Origin of the sequence: Tritonibacter multivorans (assembly GCF_001458415.1) — a bacterium.
GTDB classification, from domain to species: Bacteria; Pseudomonadota; Alphaproteobacteria; order Rhodobacterales; family Rhodobacteraceae; genus Epibacterium; species Epibacterium multivorans.
Window position 1 is genome coordinate 93488 of sequence record NZ_CYSD01000039.1, and the last position, 15714, is coordinate 109201.

13 protein-coding genes are annotated in these 15714 nt (G+C 61.2%); 12 read left to right on the forward strand and 1 reads right to left on the reverse strand.

What is annotated here, in order from left to right:
* The 4 genes from TRM7557_RS13925 (at position 1) to murD (ending at position 5565) form a co-directional block, all read left to right on the forward strand.
* On the forward strand, positions 1-1485 hold the full coding sequence (locus TRM7557_RS13925) for a UDP-N-acetylmuramoyl-L-alanyl-D-glutamate--2,6-diaminopimelate ligase (protein WP_058290833.1): 1485 nt from the start codon (positions 1-3) through the stop codon (positions 1483-1485).
* Positions 1482-2864, forward strand: a complete 1383-nt coding sequence (locus TRM7557_RS13930; protein WP_058290834.1) for a UDP-N-acetylmuramoyl-tripeptide--D-alanyl-D-alanine ligase — start codon at positions 1482-1484, stop codon at positions 2862-2864. The genes TRM7557_RS13925 and TRM7557_RS13930 overlap by 4 nt, the downstream gene beginning before the upstream one ends.
* 89 nt (positions 2865-2953) lie before the next feature.
* Positions 2954-4036: a phospho-N-acetylmuramoyl-pentapeptide-transferase gene (gene mraY, locus TRM7557_RS13935; RefSeq protein WP_058290835.1), complete on the forward strand. Its 1083-nt coding sequence runs from the start codon at positions 2954-2956 to the stop codon at positions 4034-4036.
* A 116-nt stretch (positions 4037-4152) separates the two neighbouring features.
* Positions 4153-5565 (forward strand): UDP-N-acetylmuramoyl-L-alanine--D-glutamate ligase, encoded by a 1413-nt coding sequence (gene murD / locus TRM7557_RS13940; protein ID WP_058290836.1) that lies wholly within the window; start codon positions 4153-4155, stop codon positions 5563-5565.
* A gap of 84 nt (positions 5566-5649) precedes the next feature.
* Here the strand turns inward: murD and TRM7557_RS13945 are convergent, their stop codons facing one another.
* A complete protein-coding gene (locus tag TRM7557_RS13945) occupies positions 5650-6834 on the reverse strand; it encodes a BaiN/RdsA family NAD(P)/FAD-dependent oxidoreductase (RefSeq protein ID WP_058290837.1) in 1185 nt (394 codons plus the stop codon).
* A 265-nt stretch (positions 6835-7099) separates the two neighbouring features.
* On the opposite strand from TRM7557_RS13945, the gene ftsW reads away from it, so the two are divergent.
* From ftsW to ftsA, 8 genes are all read left to right on the forward strand, one after another.
* Complete coding sequence (gene ftsW / locus TRM7557_RS13950; RefSeq protein WP_058290838.1) at positions 7100-8269, forward strand: putative lipid II flippase FtsW; 1170 nt, start codon at positions 7100-7102, stop codon at positions 8267-8269.
* Positions 8270-8300: 31 nt separating this feature from the next.
* Positions 8301-9392, forward strand: a complete 1092-nt coding sequence (locus TRM7557_RS13955) for a UDP-N-acetylglucosamine--N-acetylmuramyl-(pentapeptide) pyrophosphoryl-undecaprenol N-acetylglucosamine transferase (protein WP_058290839.1) — start codon at positions 8301-8303, stop codon at positions 9390-9392.
* Positions 9393-9419: 27 nt separating this feature from the next.
* A complete protein-coding gene (gene murC / locus TRM7557_RS13960; protein ID WP_058290840.1) occupies positions 9420-10817 on the forward strand; it encodes a UDP-N-acetylmuramate--L-alanine ligase in 1398 nt (465 codons plus the stop codon).
* A gap of 34 nt (positions 10818-10851) precedes the next feature.
* Positions 10852-11100 (forward strand): DUF2484 family protein, encoded by a 249-nt coding sequence (locus TRM7557_RS13965; protein ID WP_058290841.1) that lies wholly within the window; start codon positions 10852-10854, stop codon positions 11098-11100.
* 75 nt (positions 11101-11175) lie between these two features.
* Positions 11176-12120 (forward strand): UDP-N-acetylmuramate dehydrogenase, encoded by a 945-nt coding sequence (murB, locus tag TRM7557_RS13970; protein WP_058291055.1) that lies wholly within the window; start codon positions 11176-11178, stop codon positions 12118-12120.
* A 284-nt stretch (positions 12121-12404) separates the two neighbouring features.
* A complete protein-coding gene (locus TRM7557_RS13975) occupies positions 12405-13325 on the forward strand; it encodes a D-alanine--D-alanine ligase (RefSeq protein WP_074941918.1) in 921 nt (306 codons plus the stop codon).
* Positions 13313-14218, forward strand: a complete 906-nt coding sequence (locus tag TRM7557_RS13980) for a cell division protein FtsQ/DivIB (protein ID WP_058290843.1) — start codon at positions 13313-13315, stop codon at positions 14216-14218. Before TRM7557_RS13975 ends, TRM7557_RS13980 begins: the two co-directional genes overlap by 13 nt.
* The gene (gene ftsA, locus TRM7557_RS13985) at positions 14215-15549 is read left to right on the forward strand and encodes a cell division protein FtsA (protein WP_058290844.1); all 1335 of its coding nucleotides are present in this window, start codon (positions 14215-14217) and stop codon (positions 15547-15549) included. Before TRM7557_RS13980 ends, ftsA begins: the two co-directional genes overlap by 4 nt.
* Positions 15550-15714 lie beyond the last annotated feature (165 nt).

Here is a 15714-nt window from a genome sequence, read left to right on the forward strand (position 1 = left end):
ATGGTCAAAAACATCAACCTTCCGCTCAGCCAGCTTGGCCTTACGGCCCGGGGCGGTGCAGACCCGATGATCCGTGGCGTTGCTGTGGACAGTCGCGAGGTCGGGCGCGGGTTCCTGTTTGCGGCGCTGCCCGGTGTGCATGCGCATGGGGCAGACTATGTGCAGCAAGTGCTGGAGGCCGGTGCCGCAGCGGTCCTGACCGACCAGAAGGGGGCAGAGATCGCAGGCGAAGCTGTTGTGGATGCAGGTGCCGCATTGGTCGTGGCCGAAGATCCGCGTCAGGCCTTGGCCGGTGCAGCTGCCCTTTGGTTTGGCGCGCAGCCTCCCGTGATTGCCGCCGTCACAGGCACCAATGGCAAAACATCCGTTGCCACTTTCCTGCGTCAGATCTGGACCGAACTTGGCTATGAGGCGGTGAACCTTGGCACCACCGGCGTTGAAGGCGCTTGGAGCCATCCGCTGGCCCATACCACGCCAGAACCCGTAACCCTGCACAGCGCCCTTGCTGCGGCGGCCGAGGCGGGCGTGACCCATGTCGCGATGGAGGCCTCTTCTCATGGGCTGGACCAACGCCGTCTGGATGCGGTGCAGCTGGTGGCCGCTGGTTTTACCAACTTTACGCAGGACCATCTGGACTACCACGAAACCTTCGACGCCTATTTTGCCGCCAAGGCAGGGCTGTTCCGCCGGGTGCTGCCGGAAGAGGCCGTCGCGGTGATCAATATGAACGACCCGCGTGGCACCGAAATGCGCGCGATTGCTGCGGCACGCGGCCAAGAGATCCTTGCCGTCGGGCGCGGTCTTGGTGACCTAAGCCTTGTGGGCGTGCGGGTCGACGCCAGCGGGCAGGATATCCGTTTCAACTGGCATGACCGCCCGTTTCAGGCGCGCCTCAATCTGATCGGTGGATTCCAGGCGGAAAACGTTCTGGTTGCTGCCGGTCTGGCAATCGCCAGCGGCGAGGACCCCGAGCGCGTCTTTGAAACCCTGCCGCATCTGGGCACTGTCCGGGGCCGGATGGAATTGGCCGCGACCCGCGACAATGGCGCCACAGTCTTTGTGGACTATGCGCATACGCCGGATGCGGTTGCGACCGCGATCAAAGCCCTGCGCCCACATGTGATGGGGCGATTGGTGGCGATTGTCGGCGCCGGGGGTGACCGTGACCGCACCAAACGCCCGTTGATGGGGCAGGCGGCTCATGAGCACGCGGATGTGGTGATCGTCACCGATGACAACCCACGCAGCGAAGACCCAGCCGCCATCCGCGCGGAGGTCAAAGGCGGTGCGCCCGACGCAGTCGAAGTTGGTGACCGAGCCGAGGCGATCCTGCGCGGTGTAGATCTGCTTGGCCCCGGCGACGCTTTGCTGATCTGTGGCAAGGGTCATGAAACCGGGCAGATCGTCGGCGACGATGTGCTGCCCTTTGATGATGTAGAGCAAGCCAGCATGGCTGTCGCCGCTTTGGACGGGAAACTGGTATGACACTTTGGACAGCGAAAGAGGCCGAAGCAGCAACCGGTGGACGTGCGCAGGGCGACTGGTCTGTGAACGGCATATCGATCGACACTCGTACCATCGCGCAGGGAGATCTGTTTGTTGCGCTGAAAGCGGCACGCGATGGCCATGATTTCGTGGCGCAGGCGTTGGAGAAAGGGGCGGGTGCGGCGCTGGTGTCGCGCATTCCCGAGGGCGTGGCAGACGATGCGCCGCTGCTGATTGTGGATGACGTACAAACCGGGCTTGAAGCGCTTGGTGCGGCGGGCCGTGCGCGCACGGACGCCAAGGTTGTTGCGGTCACGGGTTCTGTCGGAAAAACCTCGACCAAGGAAATGCTGGCCTGCATGTTGGGCGATCAGGGCCGCACCCATGCGGCAGTGGCCAGCTATAACAACCACTGGGGCGTACCGCTGACACTGGCGCGGATGCCGCAGGATACCGAATTCGCAGTGATCGAGGTGGGCATGAACCACCCCGGCGAAATCGCGCCTTTGGCCCGCCAGGCCCGCCCACATGTGGCGATGGTGACCACAGTTGCGGCTGTGCACCTCGAGGCGTTTGAGGATGTGGCCGGAATTGCCCGCGAAAAGGCTGCGATTATGGAAGGGCTGGAACCCGGTGGCGTGGCCGTCCTGAACGCTGATTTGGCCGAAACCCCGGTTCTCGCGGAAGAAGCGGATCGCATGGGGGCAATAACCCGCTGGTTCGGCACCACGTCGCAGGATTACCATTTGGGAGCTGTCACGCTGACCGGGGAAGAAACCCGCGCCGAGGCAACCTGCGCGGGTGTGTCGAAAACCCTCTCGATCCAATCTCTGGGGACGCATTTCGCGATGAATGCCCTGGGTGCATTGGCTGCGGTCGAAGCATTGGGAGCGGACATTGATCTGGCCATTCAAAGCCTTTCGCGCTGGTCGCCGGTCAAAGGGCGCGGGGCGCGCCTGTCTGTTGCCGTCGATGGGGGGACGATCACGGTTTTGGACGACAGCTACAATGCAAACCCGACCTCGGTCGCTGCGGCCTTGGCCGTTCTGGCCGCAAGCCCTGCGCAAGGGCGGCGGATTGCCTGTCTGGGCGATATGGGGGAGCTGGGCGAAGACGCGGCAGCACTGCACGCCGGGCTGGCCACTGGTGACGCCATGACACATGTGGATGCGGTTTATTCCGTGGGGCCTTTGATGCAGAACCTGCATGCGGCCTTGCCACAGGGGCATGCGGGAAAATGGTTTGAAACCAGCACCGACGCTGCGGAGGCCTTGACCCATGAACTGGCTGCCGGCGATATCCTGCTGGTCAAAGGGTCGAACTACATGCAGCTGGTGCGCGTGGTTGACGCGCTGCGGGAAATGGGCCAAGGCAGCTGATCTTCCGGCACGCCTGTTGGATTGCAGCTAAAAACCGGCATCTGACCGGAACAAAATAAGACGCTTAAAAAGACGAGGGACCGTCTGAGATGCTTTACTGGTTGACCGCACTGTCGGATGGGGGGGATTTTTTCAACCTCTTCCGCTACATCACCTTTCGCGCAGGCGGCGCGTTTTTGACCGCGCTGATTTTTGGCTTTGTCTTTGGCAAGCCGCTGATCAATGTGCTGCGCAAAAAGCAGGGAAAAGGGCAGCCGATCCGCGATGACGGCCCGGAAGGTCATTTTGTCAAAGCGGGCACCCCAACCATGGGGGGCTTGCTGATCGTCGGTGCGCTTTTGACCGCGACACTTCTGTGGGCACGCTGGGACAACCCTTTTGTCTGGATGGTGATGTTCGTCACGCTGGCCTTCGCGCTGATCGGCTTTGTCGATGACTACGCCAAGGTCTCAAAACAGAACACTGCGGGCGTGCCGGGCAAAGTGCGCCTGGCGCTGGGCGTGGCGATTGCGGCAGCGGCTGCGGTCTGGGCCAGCTGGCACCACCCCGACGCCCTGCAGAACCAACTGGCATTGCCGGTGTTCAAAGACGTTCTGCTGAACCTTGGCCTGTTCTATATTCCCTTCTCCATCATTGTGATCGTCGGGTCAGCCAATGCGGTGAACCTGACGGATGGTCTGGATGGGCTTGCCATTATGCCGGTGATGATCGCGGCGGGCACCTTGGGCATTATTGCCTATGCCGTTGGCCGCGTGGACTTTTCAGAATACCTGGACGTGCACTACGTGCCCGGCACCGGTGAAATTTTGATCTTTACCGCGGCCCTCTTTGGCGGTGGTCTGGGGTTCCTGTGGTACAACGCCCCGCCTGCGGCTGTGTTTATGGGCGATACCGGGTCGCTGGCCCTCGGCGGTGCTCTGGGTGCAATTGCAGTGGCCACCAAACACGAGCTGGTTCTGGCCATTGTCGGCGGTCTGTTCGTGGTCGAGGCGCTGTCGGTGATTATTCAAGTCCTGTACTTCAAACGCACGGGGCGCCGCGTGTTTCTGATGGCGCCGATCCACCACCACTATGAGAAAAAGGGCTGGGCAGAGCCGACCATTGTGATCCGCTTTTGGATTATCTCGCTCATTCTTGCGATGATCGGTCTGGCGACCCTAAAGGTCCGCTAACGCGCCTCTCCGCAGATACCTCTTGATACATCGGCCCGGCCTAAACGCCGGGCCGCTTGCATTTCTGTACCTGCCCTGTACAGGGTAGGCGGCAATCAAAAGGCGGAGGCGAGGCAATGATCCCGGTCAGAGGTTACAAAGGCGCAAACGTAGCAGTGCTGGGACTTGGTCGATCGGGCCTTGTGGCGGCGCGGGCGCTGTCAGCAGGCGGGGCAAACCCGATCTGCTGGGATGACAACCCCGCCGCACGCGAAACGGCAGAGAGCGAAGGGTTCACCTGCCGTGATCTGTCCAAACAGGGGGCGTTTGAAGGGGTAGCCGCGCTGATCGTCTCGCCCGGTATCCCCCATTTATACCCAAAACCGAACCCGGTGGTGCGTGCGGCGCTTGAGGCAGGCGTGCCGGTGGACAATGACATTGGCCTGTTCTTCCGCTCCGTTGCCACGCCTCAATGGGACAATTACGAACAGCCCCCGCGCATCATTGCGGTCACGGGGTCGAACGGGAAATCAACCACGGTTGCGCTGCTGCAGCACATTCTGGAAAGCGCAGGCCGAGAAAGCCAGCTGGCCGGCAATATTGGTCGTGGGGTTCTCGACATTGATCCCCCCGGTGACGGCGGCATTGTTGTGCTGGAGCTGTCGTCCTATCAGACCGATCTGGCCCGGGCACTGACCCCGGACATTGCGGTCTTTACCAACCTGTCGCCGGACCATCTGGACCGCCATGCTGGTATGGGTGGTTATTTCGCCGCCAAACGTCGACTGTTCGCCGAAGGCGGCCCGGATCGCGCGATCATCGGAATTGACGAAGAGGAAGGCCTGTATCTCGCGGGGCAACTCAGCGAAGGCAACGGCGATGACCGGGTCATTCGTCTGTCGAACACTCGCAAGCTGACCGGCGCAGGCTGGAACGTCTTTGCCCGCAAGGGCTTCCTGTCGGAATACCGCAAGGGCAAACAGGCCGCGTCGATCGATCTGCGGGCATTCACCGGCCTACCGGGCGCACATAACCATCAAAACGCCTGTGCCGCTTATGCGGCGGCGCGCTGTCTGGGCCTTGCGCCCCGTCTGATCGAAGGGGCGCTGGAAACCTATCCGGGTCTCCCCCATCGCAGCCAGATAATCGGCGACGCCAAGGGTGTTCGCTATGTGAACGACAGCAAAGCCACGAATGTTGACAGCGCCGCCAAGGCGCTTGGTGCTTTCAAAAAGATCCGCTGGATTTGCGGCGGGCTGGAAAAGGACGGCGGGCTTGATGGGCTGAAAGGGGCTGCAGGCAATGTGACCAAGGCTTATGTCATTGGCCGCGAGGCGGCGCAGTTCGCCATGCAGCTGGATGTGGAGGCCGAAGTCTGCACCACAATGGAGCGCGCGGTTGCCAAGGCAGCGGCAGAGGCCGAGGCAGGCGATACGGTGCTTCTGGCCCCCGCCGCGGCGAGCTTTGATCAATACGACAGCTTTGAAAAACGCGGCGAAGACTTCATCGCGCAGGTAGAGAAACAGCTAAACGCAAAGTCGGGCGCTTAATCTTCTTTTGGCCCAAAATACTCCGGGGTGAATTGGCCGTAAGGCCAAGAGGGGCTGGCCCCTCGTCCCCTCGCCCCCGGTCATTCAAGATTTTTGCGCGGCAATTGCCTTGCCGGCCGCATGACCAGAGGCCCAGGCCCATTGGAAATTGAACCCGCCCAACCAGCCGGTCACATCCACGGCCTCACCAATCGCAAAAAGCCCGGGCACAGATTTTGCCTGCATGTCCTTGGACGACAGCGCTTCGGTATCAATCCCGCCCAGCGTCACCTCGGCGGTGCGATACCCTTCGGTGCCTGATGGGGTCAGCTCCCAGGCTGACAATTTTTCACAAAGCGCCTGTAGGGCCGTATCGGATTGATCCGCCAAACGCCCTTTCAGCCCCCAAAGCGGGGTGATGTGATCCACCAGTCGCGCGGGCAGATGGCGGGCGAGCTCGGTCTTCAGATCCTTGCCGCCGCCTTTCTGACGTTGATCGCGCAGCGCGCCAAAGAGATCCATTTCGGGGATCAGATTGGCCGAAACGCTCTCGCCTTCGCGCCAGTAGCTCGACAGTTGTAACACCGACGGGCCAGACAGGCCGCGATGGGTGAACAGCAAGGCCTCATCAAAGCTCTTGCGGGCATTGGACAGGCGCGCGGGCAGGGCGACGCCCGACAGATCCTTGAACCGCGCATCCGAGAAGGTGAAGGGCACAAGGGCGGGCCGCGTGTCAGTGACCGGCAGATCGAACTGATGTGCAAGATCATAGGCCAGACCGGTTGCGCCCATTTTGGGAATCGACTTGCCGCCGGTGGCCAGCACCAGATTGCGGCAGTGCACTGTAACCGGGGTGCCATCGCGTTTCAGGCGCACATGGAAGCCGTCGCCCTCGCGCGATACGGCCTCGACGGAGGTCTGCACCCATAGATCCGCGCCTGCGGCTTTTAGCTCTTCCACCAGCATGGCCACGATCTGTTTTGCCGATCCATCGCAGAACAATTGGCCCAGCGTTTTTTCGTGCCAGGCAATGCGGTGCTTGTCGACAAGCGCAATGAAATCCCACTGGCTATAGCGCGCCATGGCAGATTTGCAGAAATGTGGATTGGCCGACAGGTAGTTGTCTGGCCCGGCATACATATTGGTAAAATTGCAGCGCCCCCCGCCCGAGATGCGGATCTTTTCACCCGGAGATTTGGCGTGGTCCACCACCAGCGTGCCGGGGCCCGCGTGGGCCGCACACATCAGGCCAGCGGCGCCGGCGCCAAGGATAAGCGTGTCAAGAATCATCGGATCGTTCTGCATGGTTTGCATCCATCACGGAACCGCCAGCGGCGCAAGGGCGGGGCGCGGCTTTGCTCAATCGTGACGGTCAATGCAAGCGTCAAGTGCCTGTGCCGCAAACCTCCGCGAAAAGCCGCCCAAGCGGCGCGTCGCCCCAAGAAGAGGCTGGCTTGACCACTGCTTTCGCGTTAGGCTTTTGGCAATATCCCGCGAACGGGACCAAAAAGGCCGTCAAAACGGTCGAACAAGAGGCAGAAACGGCAGATTTACCATGACTGAAATGGTCTATGGCGCGCTTCCCGCGCAAGAGGGGGAGCCGATCCTTCCCAAATGGTGGCGGACGCTGGACAAGTGGACGCTCTCTTTCATTGTGGCGCTTTTTGTCATTGGCCTTTTGCTGGGGCTTGCGGCCTCTGTGCCGCTGGCTGCGCGCAATGGGTTCGACAACTTCCACTATGTTCAACGCCAGCTGATTTTTGGCGGCGCAGCGCTTGTGGCGATGGTTCTGACCTCGATGATGTCGCCGAAACTGGTGCGACGTCTGGCTGTGGTTGGGTTTATCTGTTCGCTGGTTGCGGTGATGCTGCTGCCGGTCCTGGGCACGGATTTCGGCAAGGGCGCGGTGCGCTGGTATTCGCTTGGCTTTGCCTCTGTGCAACCGTCCGAGTTTCTGAAGCCCGGATTTATCGTTGTCTCGGCCTGGCTGATGGCGGCAAGCCGCCAGATTTATGGTCCGCCGGGCACGCTGATTTCTTTCTGCCTTTGTATTCTGGTCAGCACCTTTCTGGTGATCCAACCTGACTTTGGCCAGACCTGCCTGATCCTGTTTGGCTGGGGGGTGATGTATTTCGTGGCGGGCGCGCCCATGCTGCTGCTCGTTGGCATTGCCTCCGTGATCGTTGTCGGCGGTGTGCTGGCCTATTCCAGCTCTGAACACTTTGCGCGCCGGATTGATGGGTTCCTGAACCCCGATCTCGATCCGACAACCCAGCTTGGCTATGCCACCAATGCAATCCGCGAAGGCGGTCTGTTTGGGGTTGGCGTGGGCGAGGGCCAGGTGAAATGGTCGCTGCCCGATGCGCATACCGATTTCATTATTGCGGTTGCCGCCGAAGAATACGGTCTGATCCTCGTGAGTGTGATCCTGTTCCTCTATGGCGGCATTGTGGTCTGTTCTCTGTTCCGTCTGATGAAAGAGCGCGACATGTTCATCCGTCTCGCGGGCACCGGTCTGGCCTGTGTGTTTGGCGTGCAGGCGATGGTGAACATGGGAGTTGCGGTGCGGCTGCTGCCTGCCAAAGGCATGACACTGCCATTTATCAGCTATGGCGGCTCGTCTCTGATTGCAGGCGGTATTGCGGTGGGCATGCTTCTGGCCTTTACCCGCTCGCGGCCTCAGGGCGAGATCGCAGACTACCTTCGCGGTCGCGGCAGAGGCTGAGGCTGGGGCGCGGATAAGAAAGGCCAACGTGATGAAACAGAAACTCCTCCTGATGGCTGCAGGCGGGACCGGTGGCCATATGTTCCCGGCTCAGGCCCTGGCCGAAGCCATGCTGCGCAAGGGCTGGCGGGTGAAGCTGTCGACCGATGCGCGTGGCGCGCGTTATACCGGTGGCTACCCGCATATGACGGAAATCACCCAAGTGCCTTCGGCAACCTTTGCCCGTGGCGGTCTGCTGGCCAAGGCGCTGGTGGGGCCAAAAATCGCGGCGGGGGTTGCCTCTATGGCGATGCAGATGCGCAAGGATCGCCCCGATGTGGTGGTGGGTTTTGGCGGCTACCCGTCGATCCCGGCGCTGGGGGCGGCGACGCTTTTGGGGCTGCCGCGCATGATCCACGAACAAAACGGGGTTCTGGGCAAGGTCAACAAGCTGTTTGCGCGCCGGGTCGCCGGCGTGGCCTGCGGGGTCTGGCCAACCGACCTGCCCGAAGGGACAGAAACCGCACATGTGGGCAACCCGGTGCGCGCCAGCGTTCTGGAACGCGCAGGCGCGGCTTATATTCCGCCCGGTGACTATCCGATGTCGATCCTTGTGATCGGCGGCAGCCAGGGTGCGCGTATTCTGTCGGATGTGGTGCCCGCGGCCATTGCAGGGCTTCCCGATCACATGCGCCGCAACCTGCGGATTGCCCATCAGGCGCGCGGCGAAGACGAGGCGCGCGTGCGCGACTTTTACGACGCGCATGGGATCGCTGCTGATGTGAAACCCTTCTTTGACGACGTGCCCACCCGCGCATCTGAGGCACAGCTGGTGATTTCGCGGTCCGGCGCGTCATCTGTCGCCGATATTGCGGTGATTGGCCGCCCGTCGATCTTGATCCCCTTTGCGGCGGCGGCTGGGGACCACCAGACCGCCAATGCGCGCGGGTTGGTCGATGCGGGCGCGGCAATTCTGATCCCGGAAAGCGCCCTTGACGCGGCAGCGCTAACAGAGCAAATCCACATGGTCCTGAGCAACCCTCAGGGCGCGACCCAAATGGCGAATGCGGCCTTGTCCGTCGGGATCCCAGATGCGACTGACCGTCTGGTCGCGCTGGTCGAAGACCTTGCAGGCAACAGCTGACCATCCGGAAAGAGGAAGAAGAGACACATGACCCCAGCCACAAAGCTCCCCGGTGACGTCGGCCCGATCCATTTTGTCGGCATTGGCGGCATTGGCATGTCCGGCATTGCCGAAGTGCTGTTGAACCTTGGCTATGTGGTGCAGGGCTCGGATCTGAAATCCTCCAAGATCACCCAGCGGTTGGAAAAGCTGGGTGCAACGATTTTTGAAGGGCAGCGCGCGGAAAACCTTGAAGATGCCGAGGTTGTGGTGATCTCTTCTGCGATCAAACCGGGCAATCCGGAACTGGATGAGGCGCGCCTCAAGGGGCTGCCGGTTGTCCGCCGCGCCGAGATGCTGGCCGAACTGATGCGCCTGAAATCCAATATTGCGATTGCAGGGACGCACGGCAAAACCACCACCACCACCATGATGGCCGAGCTGATGGTGCACGGCAAATTCGACCCGACCGTTGTGAACGGCGGCATCATCCATGCCTATGGTTCGAACGCGCGCATGGGGCAGGGCGAATGGATGGTGGTCGAAGCCGACGAGAGCGACGGTACCTTTAACCGGCTGCCCGCAACCATTGCGATTGTGACCAATATTGATCCTGAACATATGGAGCACTGGGGTTCGATCGAAAACCTGCGCCAGGGGTTTTATGATTTCGTGTCCAACATCCCCTTCTACGGGATTGCGGTGTGTTGCACCGATCACCCCGAGGTGCAGGCACTTGTTGGTCGGATCGAAGACCGCCGGGTGGTGACCTATGGGTTCAATGCCCAGGCCGATGTGCGCGCGGTGAACCTGACCTACAAGGGTGGTGTGGCCCATTTCGACATCCAGCTTCAGGGCGAAGACAAGCTGATCGAAGGCTGCACCCTGCCGATGCCGGGGGACCACAATGTGTCCAACGCGCTGTCTGCGGTGGCTGTTGCGCGTCATCTGGGTATGCGGTCCGAGGAAATACGCGAAGCCCTTGCCAAATTCGGCGGCGTCAACCGCCGCTTCACCAAAGTTGGTGAAGTGGGTGGCGTCACGATCATTGATGACTACGGCCACCACCCGGTGGAGATTGCAGCCGTGCTGAAAGCCGCGCGTCAGGCTAGCGAAGGGCGCGTGATCGCCGTGCACCAGCCACACCGCTATTCCCGCCTGTCGAACCTGTTTGATGATTTCTGTGCCTGCTTCAACGAGGCCGATGTGGTCGCCATTGCCGAGGTCTTTGCTGCTGGCGAAGCCCCGATCGAAGGCGCTGGACGCGATGATCTGGTGGCGGGTTTGATCCGCCATGGCCACCGCCATGCCCGTGCAATCCTGAGCGAAGAAGACCTGGAGCGTCTGGTCCGCGAACAGGCCCGTCCGGGTGATATGGTTGTCTGCCTTGGGGCGGGTACGATTTCCGCCTGGGCCAACGGCCTGCCGGAGCGTCTGAGCAAGTGACGCGTTTTGGAAATATCCGGATGGAGGGTCGCCCATGACCCTCTCTTTGACCTTGGCCTGTGTCTGGGCCATTGCCGCCAATGTTCTGGCGTTGTTGCCCAGTCGCGACAACCACTGGACGCGGGCCTATGTGCTGATTGCGCTGGGCATTCCGCTGCTGGGCTATGTGACATATGAAAATGGCCCCTGGTGGGGGTTGGCGATCCTGATTGCCGGCATGTCTGTGCTGCGCTGGCCGGTGATCTTTCTGTGGCGCTGGGTCAGCACAATCCGCGAAACCTGAGCCACATTGCGGGCGCAGGCGTAAATGCGCTATGCGAACGGCGCGCATTCTTTCTCTGACAGGGCTGACTTCACCATGCACACTGCCGATCTTCTTGATGCTTTGACTGACATTCGCGGCAGGCTCACCGAAGGGCGGGCGCTGGCCGATCTGACATGGCTGCGCGTGGGCGGTCCGGCAGAGCTGCTGTTTCAGCCCGCAGACCTTGAGGATCTGCAGGCCTTCCTGCGGCAACTGCCCGACGCGGTGCCGGTCTTTCCAATGGGCGTGGGGTCGAACCTGATCGTGCGCGACGGCGGTCTGCCCGGTGTTGTGATCCGGCTGGGGCGCGGCTTTAACGGGATTGAATTTGAAGGTGACACTGTAACTGCCGGGGCGGCAGCACTGGACGCGCATGTGGCCCGTAAGGCGGCGGATGCGGGGCTGGATCTGACCTTTTTGCGCACCATTCCCGGATCTATCGGTGGCGCGGTGCGGATGAATGCGGGCTGCTATGGATCCTATGTCGCGGACGTCTTTGTGTCGGCCACGGTTGTCCTGCGCGATGGGAGCTTGCGTGAAGTCACCGCTGACGATCTGAACTTCCAATACCGCCAAAGTGATCTGCCTGACGGGGCGGTATTGGTGGCCGCCACCTTCAAGGCTGACGCGGGCGCGCCCGAGGCGCTGCATGCCCGGATGACGGACCAGATCGCCAAGCGTGATTCCTCGCAGCCCACCAAAGACCGGTCGGCCGGATCCACCTTCCGCAACCCGGCCGGGTTTTCATCGACCGGCCAGGCGGATGATGTGATGGATCTGAAGGCCTGGAAGGTCATTGATGACGCTGGCATGCGCGGCGCAACCCTTGGCGGTGCGCAGATGAGCGAGATGCATTCGAACTTTCTGATCAATGCGGGTGGCGCAACCGCCGCAGATCTGGAAGGGCTTGGCGAATTGGTGCGAAAAAAGGTTTACGACAACTCTGGCATCTGGCTAGAGTGGGAAATCAAGCGCATCGGGAAAGCGCTGGCAGACTAATTCAAAACATTGCTGATTTTCAGGGACTTGCCGAGCAGCGCGTCCTGAGGGTCGCAGCCCGATATGGCGCATTTTTTTAGCGTCTTTGGTAAATGGGTTAAGTCTTTGTTAACGCCGCATTAACCATTGTGGCGGTACTGTCCCGAAGCGTTAATGACGCGCTTGCGTCATTGGCATCACAGGTGCCGTAAGAGGTGAGGGGCCGTTTTTGGGCCCATATGAGGGCGCAAAGACCCTCGGGAAAACACAGGGCCATAAGGTCCGCGGGATTTGAGGCAGTGATCGTGGGTGCATCGAGCAAGTCACCCCTGAAGGTTGTGGTTTTGATGGGAGGTCCCTCTGCTGAGCGCGAGGTTTCCCTGTCGACCGGGCGCGGCTGCGCCGAAGCACTTCGGGGCGAAGGATACGAGGTTGTGGAGCTTGATGCTGGCGCTGACCTTGTGGACCGCCTGGGCGAAATCAAACCCGATGTCGTGTTCAATGCGCTGCATGGCCGCTGGGGCGAAGATGGCTGCGTGCAGGGTATTCTGGAATGGCTGCGCATCCCCTATACCCATTCCGGCGTGCTGGCCTCGGCCCTTGCGATGGACAAAGAACGCTCCAAGGTGGCGTTCCGTGCCGCTGGGCTGCCGGTCTGTGAAAGCCGAATTGTCACCAAGGAAGACGCCCAAGCGGATCACGTCATGGCACCGCCTTACGTGGTGAAACCCAATAATGAAGGCTCCAGCGTAGGGATCTATATTGTGCAGGAGGGGGCAAATTCGCCGCCAACCCTGTCCGACAATATGCCTGCGCAGGTGATGGTGGAAACCTATGCGCCCGGCCGCGAGCTGACCACCACCGTGGTGGGTGACCGCGCCTTGCTGGTGACCGATATTATCACCGACGGCTGGTATGATTATGACGCGAAATACGCCGCCGGCGGATCGCGCCATGTGATCCCGGCGGATCTGCCCGAAGAGATTACCGCCATCTGTTTGGACTACGCACTGCGGGCGCATAACGCGCTGGGGTGTCGCGGCGTATCGCGCACCGATTTCCGCTGGGACGAAACCCGTGGTCTCGACGGGTTGATCATTCTTGAGGTCAACACCCAGCCCGGCATGACGCCCACTTCGCTTGTGCCCGAACAGGCGGAACATTCTGGGATGACCTTTGGCCAGCTCTGCGCCTGGATGGTTGAGGATGCCTCATGCGAGCGCTGAGACGATCCCCCAAGGCCGAGATGCCCGCCAAAGGACGCGCGGATCCGGCGCCGTCGCGCCTGAAGTATCGCCTGCAGCGCTGGATGCTGACACCCGGTGTGCGCTCGGGGCTGCGCTATGGTTTGCCACTCGTTGCCGTTCTTACCGGAATTGGTGGCTATTTTGCCGATCAGACCCGTCGCGACGCGGTTGTGGCCCAGTTTCAGGCTTTGCGCGACGATTTTGAACAGCGCCCAGAGTTTATGGTCAATGTCATGGCCATTGATGGGGCGGATAAGACTGTTGCCGCCGACATTCGCGATGTGCTGAGCCTTGATCTTCCGATCAGTTCCTTTGATCTGAACCTTGAAGCCCTGCGGGACCGGATTGTGGATCTGGATCCCGTGAAAACCGCGGCCGTGCGCATTCGTCCGGGCGGCATTCTGCAGGTCGATGTCGAAGAACGCACGCCTGCGGTTGTCTGGCGCACCCGTGAAGGGCTGGAGCTTTTGGATGACAGTGGCATTCACGTTGCCGAACTGGGCCACCGTGGTCTGCATCCGAACTTGCCGCTGGTGGCGGGCGCCGGGGCGGACAGCGTGGTGCCCGAAGCGCTGCGGCTGATGCGTGCGGCGCGGCCTCTGGGCAAGCGCCTGCGCGGTTTGGTCCGTGTGGGGGAGCGTCGCTGGGATGTGGTGCTGGATCGCGGACAGCGCGTGATGCTGCCGGAAGAGGCACCTGTTGCGGCGCTCGAGCGCATGCTGGCCGTAGATCAGGTCAAGGATTTGCTGGAACGCGATGTCGCTGTGGTCGATATGCGTCTGGCTTCGCGCATGACCGTGCGCATGAGTGACGCCGCCCTCACCGATTGGTGGCGAATTAAAGAATTGAATTCGAGTGGTTTTTCAAGATGACGGATCTGTATCAGTCCCAACGTGCCATGCGGCAGATGCGCAAGCAGGCCCTGCAACGCGGTGTGGTGGCAATTCTGGATATTGGCAGTTCAAAGATCTGCTGTCTGGTTCTGCGGTTTGACGGGGCGGGGCGGCTGAGCGAGGACAACTCTATTGGCTCGCTGGCGGGGCAGTCCGGGTTCCGGGTGATTGGTGCCGCGACCACGCGGTCGCGCGGGGTGCGTTTTGGTGAAATCTCTGCCATGCAGGAAACCGAACGTGCCATTCGCACGGTGGTGCAGTCGGCGCAGAAAATGTCCGAGGTGCGCGTCGATCACGTGATCGCCTGTTTTGCAGGGGCGCATCCGCGGTCTTACGGTCTTGATGCGCAGGTGGAACTGGAAACGCAGGAAGTTACCGAAAACGAAATCGCCCGCGTGCTGGCGGCCTGCGAAGTGCCGGAATATGGCGCGGATCGCGAAGTGTTGCATGCGCAGCCTGTGAACTTTGCCCTTGATGGGCGCTCTGGTCTGGCGGATCCGCGGGGGCAGATGGGGCAAGAGCTGGCGGTGGACATGCACATGCTGACCGTGGATGCGGTGTCTGTGCAAAATCTGGTCCGCTGCATTCAGCGCTGCGATCTGGAACTGGCGGGGATTGCATCCTCGGCCTATGCGGCCGGGATTTCCGCGCTGGTCGAGGATGAACAGGAACTGGGTGCGGCCTGTGTCGACATGGGCGGCGGCACCACCAGCATCTCAATTTTTATGAAAAAGCACATGATCTACGCCGACGCTGTGCGTATGGGCGGCGATCACATCACCTCTGATATCTCTATGGGGCTTGGGGTGCCGCAGGCGGTGGCCGAACGGATCAAAACCATGAGCGGTGGCGTACAGGCGACTGGCGCGGATGACCGCGACTTCATCGACATTGGGGGCGACACCGGGGATTGGGAGCATGATCGACGCGCGGTCAGCCGCGCTGAGTTGATCGGGATTATGCGCCCGCGTGTCGAAGAAATCCTCGAAGAGGTGCGCGTGCGTCTGGATGCTGCGGGCTTTGACAGCCTGCCGAGCCAGCAGATCGTACTGACAGGCGGGTCCAGTCAGATCCTTGGGCTGGACGGGTTGGCAGCGCGCATTTTGGGCCAGCAAGTGCGTTTGGGCCGGCCAATGCGCGTGCATGGTCTGCCGCAATCGGTGACCGGTCCGGGCTTTGCGTCTGCTGTGGGTCTAAGCCTGTTTGCTGCACATCCGCAGGATGAGTGGTGGGATTTTGAGGCGCCCGTGGATCGTCAATCGTCCAGTTCGTTCCGTCGCGCTGTGCGCTGGTTTCGCGACAATTGGTGAGCAGATAGATCTGTGACCCGGGCGCCTGACCTGACTGTCGCAAAAATGAATCACCTCGGCGTGAAGCCCCGTGACAATCAGGGCTGCAGGGGTTAACAAGACACAAACCGCACCGAAAAATCGGTGCCCGCGAGGCTGAGCAGTCTCCGAACTTAACAGTCAGTG

Coding starts and splice junctions, on each gene's coding strand:
- murB (WP_058291055.1), top strand. CDS start 11,176: ATGCACACTGCCGATCTTCTTGATGCTTTGACTGACATTCGCGGCAGG.
- murD (WP_058290836.1), top strand. CDS start 4,153: ATGATCCCGGTCAGAGGTTACAAAGGCGCAAACGTAGCAGTGCTGGGA.
- TRM7557_RS13925 (WP_058290833.1), top strand. CDS start 1: ATGGTCAAAAACATCAACCTTCCGCTCAGCCAGCTTGGCCTTACGGCC.
- murC (WP_058290840.1), top strand. CDS start 9,420: ATGACCCCAGCCACAAAGCTCCCCGGTGACGTCGGCCCGATCCATTTT.
- TRM7557_RS13955 (WP_058290839.1), top strand. CDS start 8,301: ATGAAACAGAAACTCCTCCTGATGGCTGCAGGCGGGACCGGTGGCCAT.
- TRM7557_RS13980 (WP_058290843.1), top strand. CDS start 13,313: ATGCGAGCGCTGAGACGATCCCCCAAGGCCGAGATGCCCGCCAAAGGA.
- TRM7557_RS13930 (WP_058290834.1), top strand. CDS start 1,482: ATGACACTTTGGACAGCGAAAGAGGCCGAAGCAGCAACCGGTGGACGT.
- TRM7557_RS13965 (WP_058290841.1), top strand. CDS start 10,852: ATGACCCTCTCTTTGACCTTGGCCTGTGTCTGGGCCATTGCCGCCAAT.
- TRM7557_RS13945 (WP_058290837.1), bottom strand. CDS start 6,834: ATGATTCTTGACACGCTTATCCTTGGCGCCGGCGCCGCTGGCCTGATG.
- ftsW (WP_058290838.1), top strand. CDS start 7,100: ATGACTGAAATGGTCTATGGCGCGCTTCCCGCGCAAGAGGGGGAGCCG.
- mraY (WP_058290835.1), top strand. CDS start 2,954: ATGCTTTACTGGTTGACCGCACTGTCGGATGGGGGGGATTTTTTCAAC.
- ftsA (WP_058290844.1), top strand. CDS start 14,215: ATGACGGATCTGTATCAGTCCCAACGTGCCATGCGGCAGATGCGCAAG.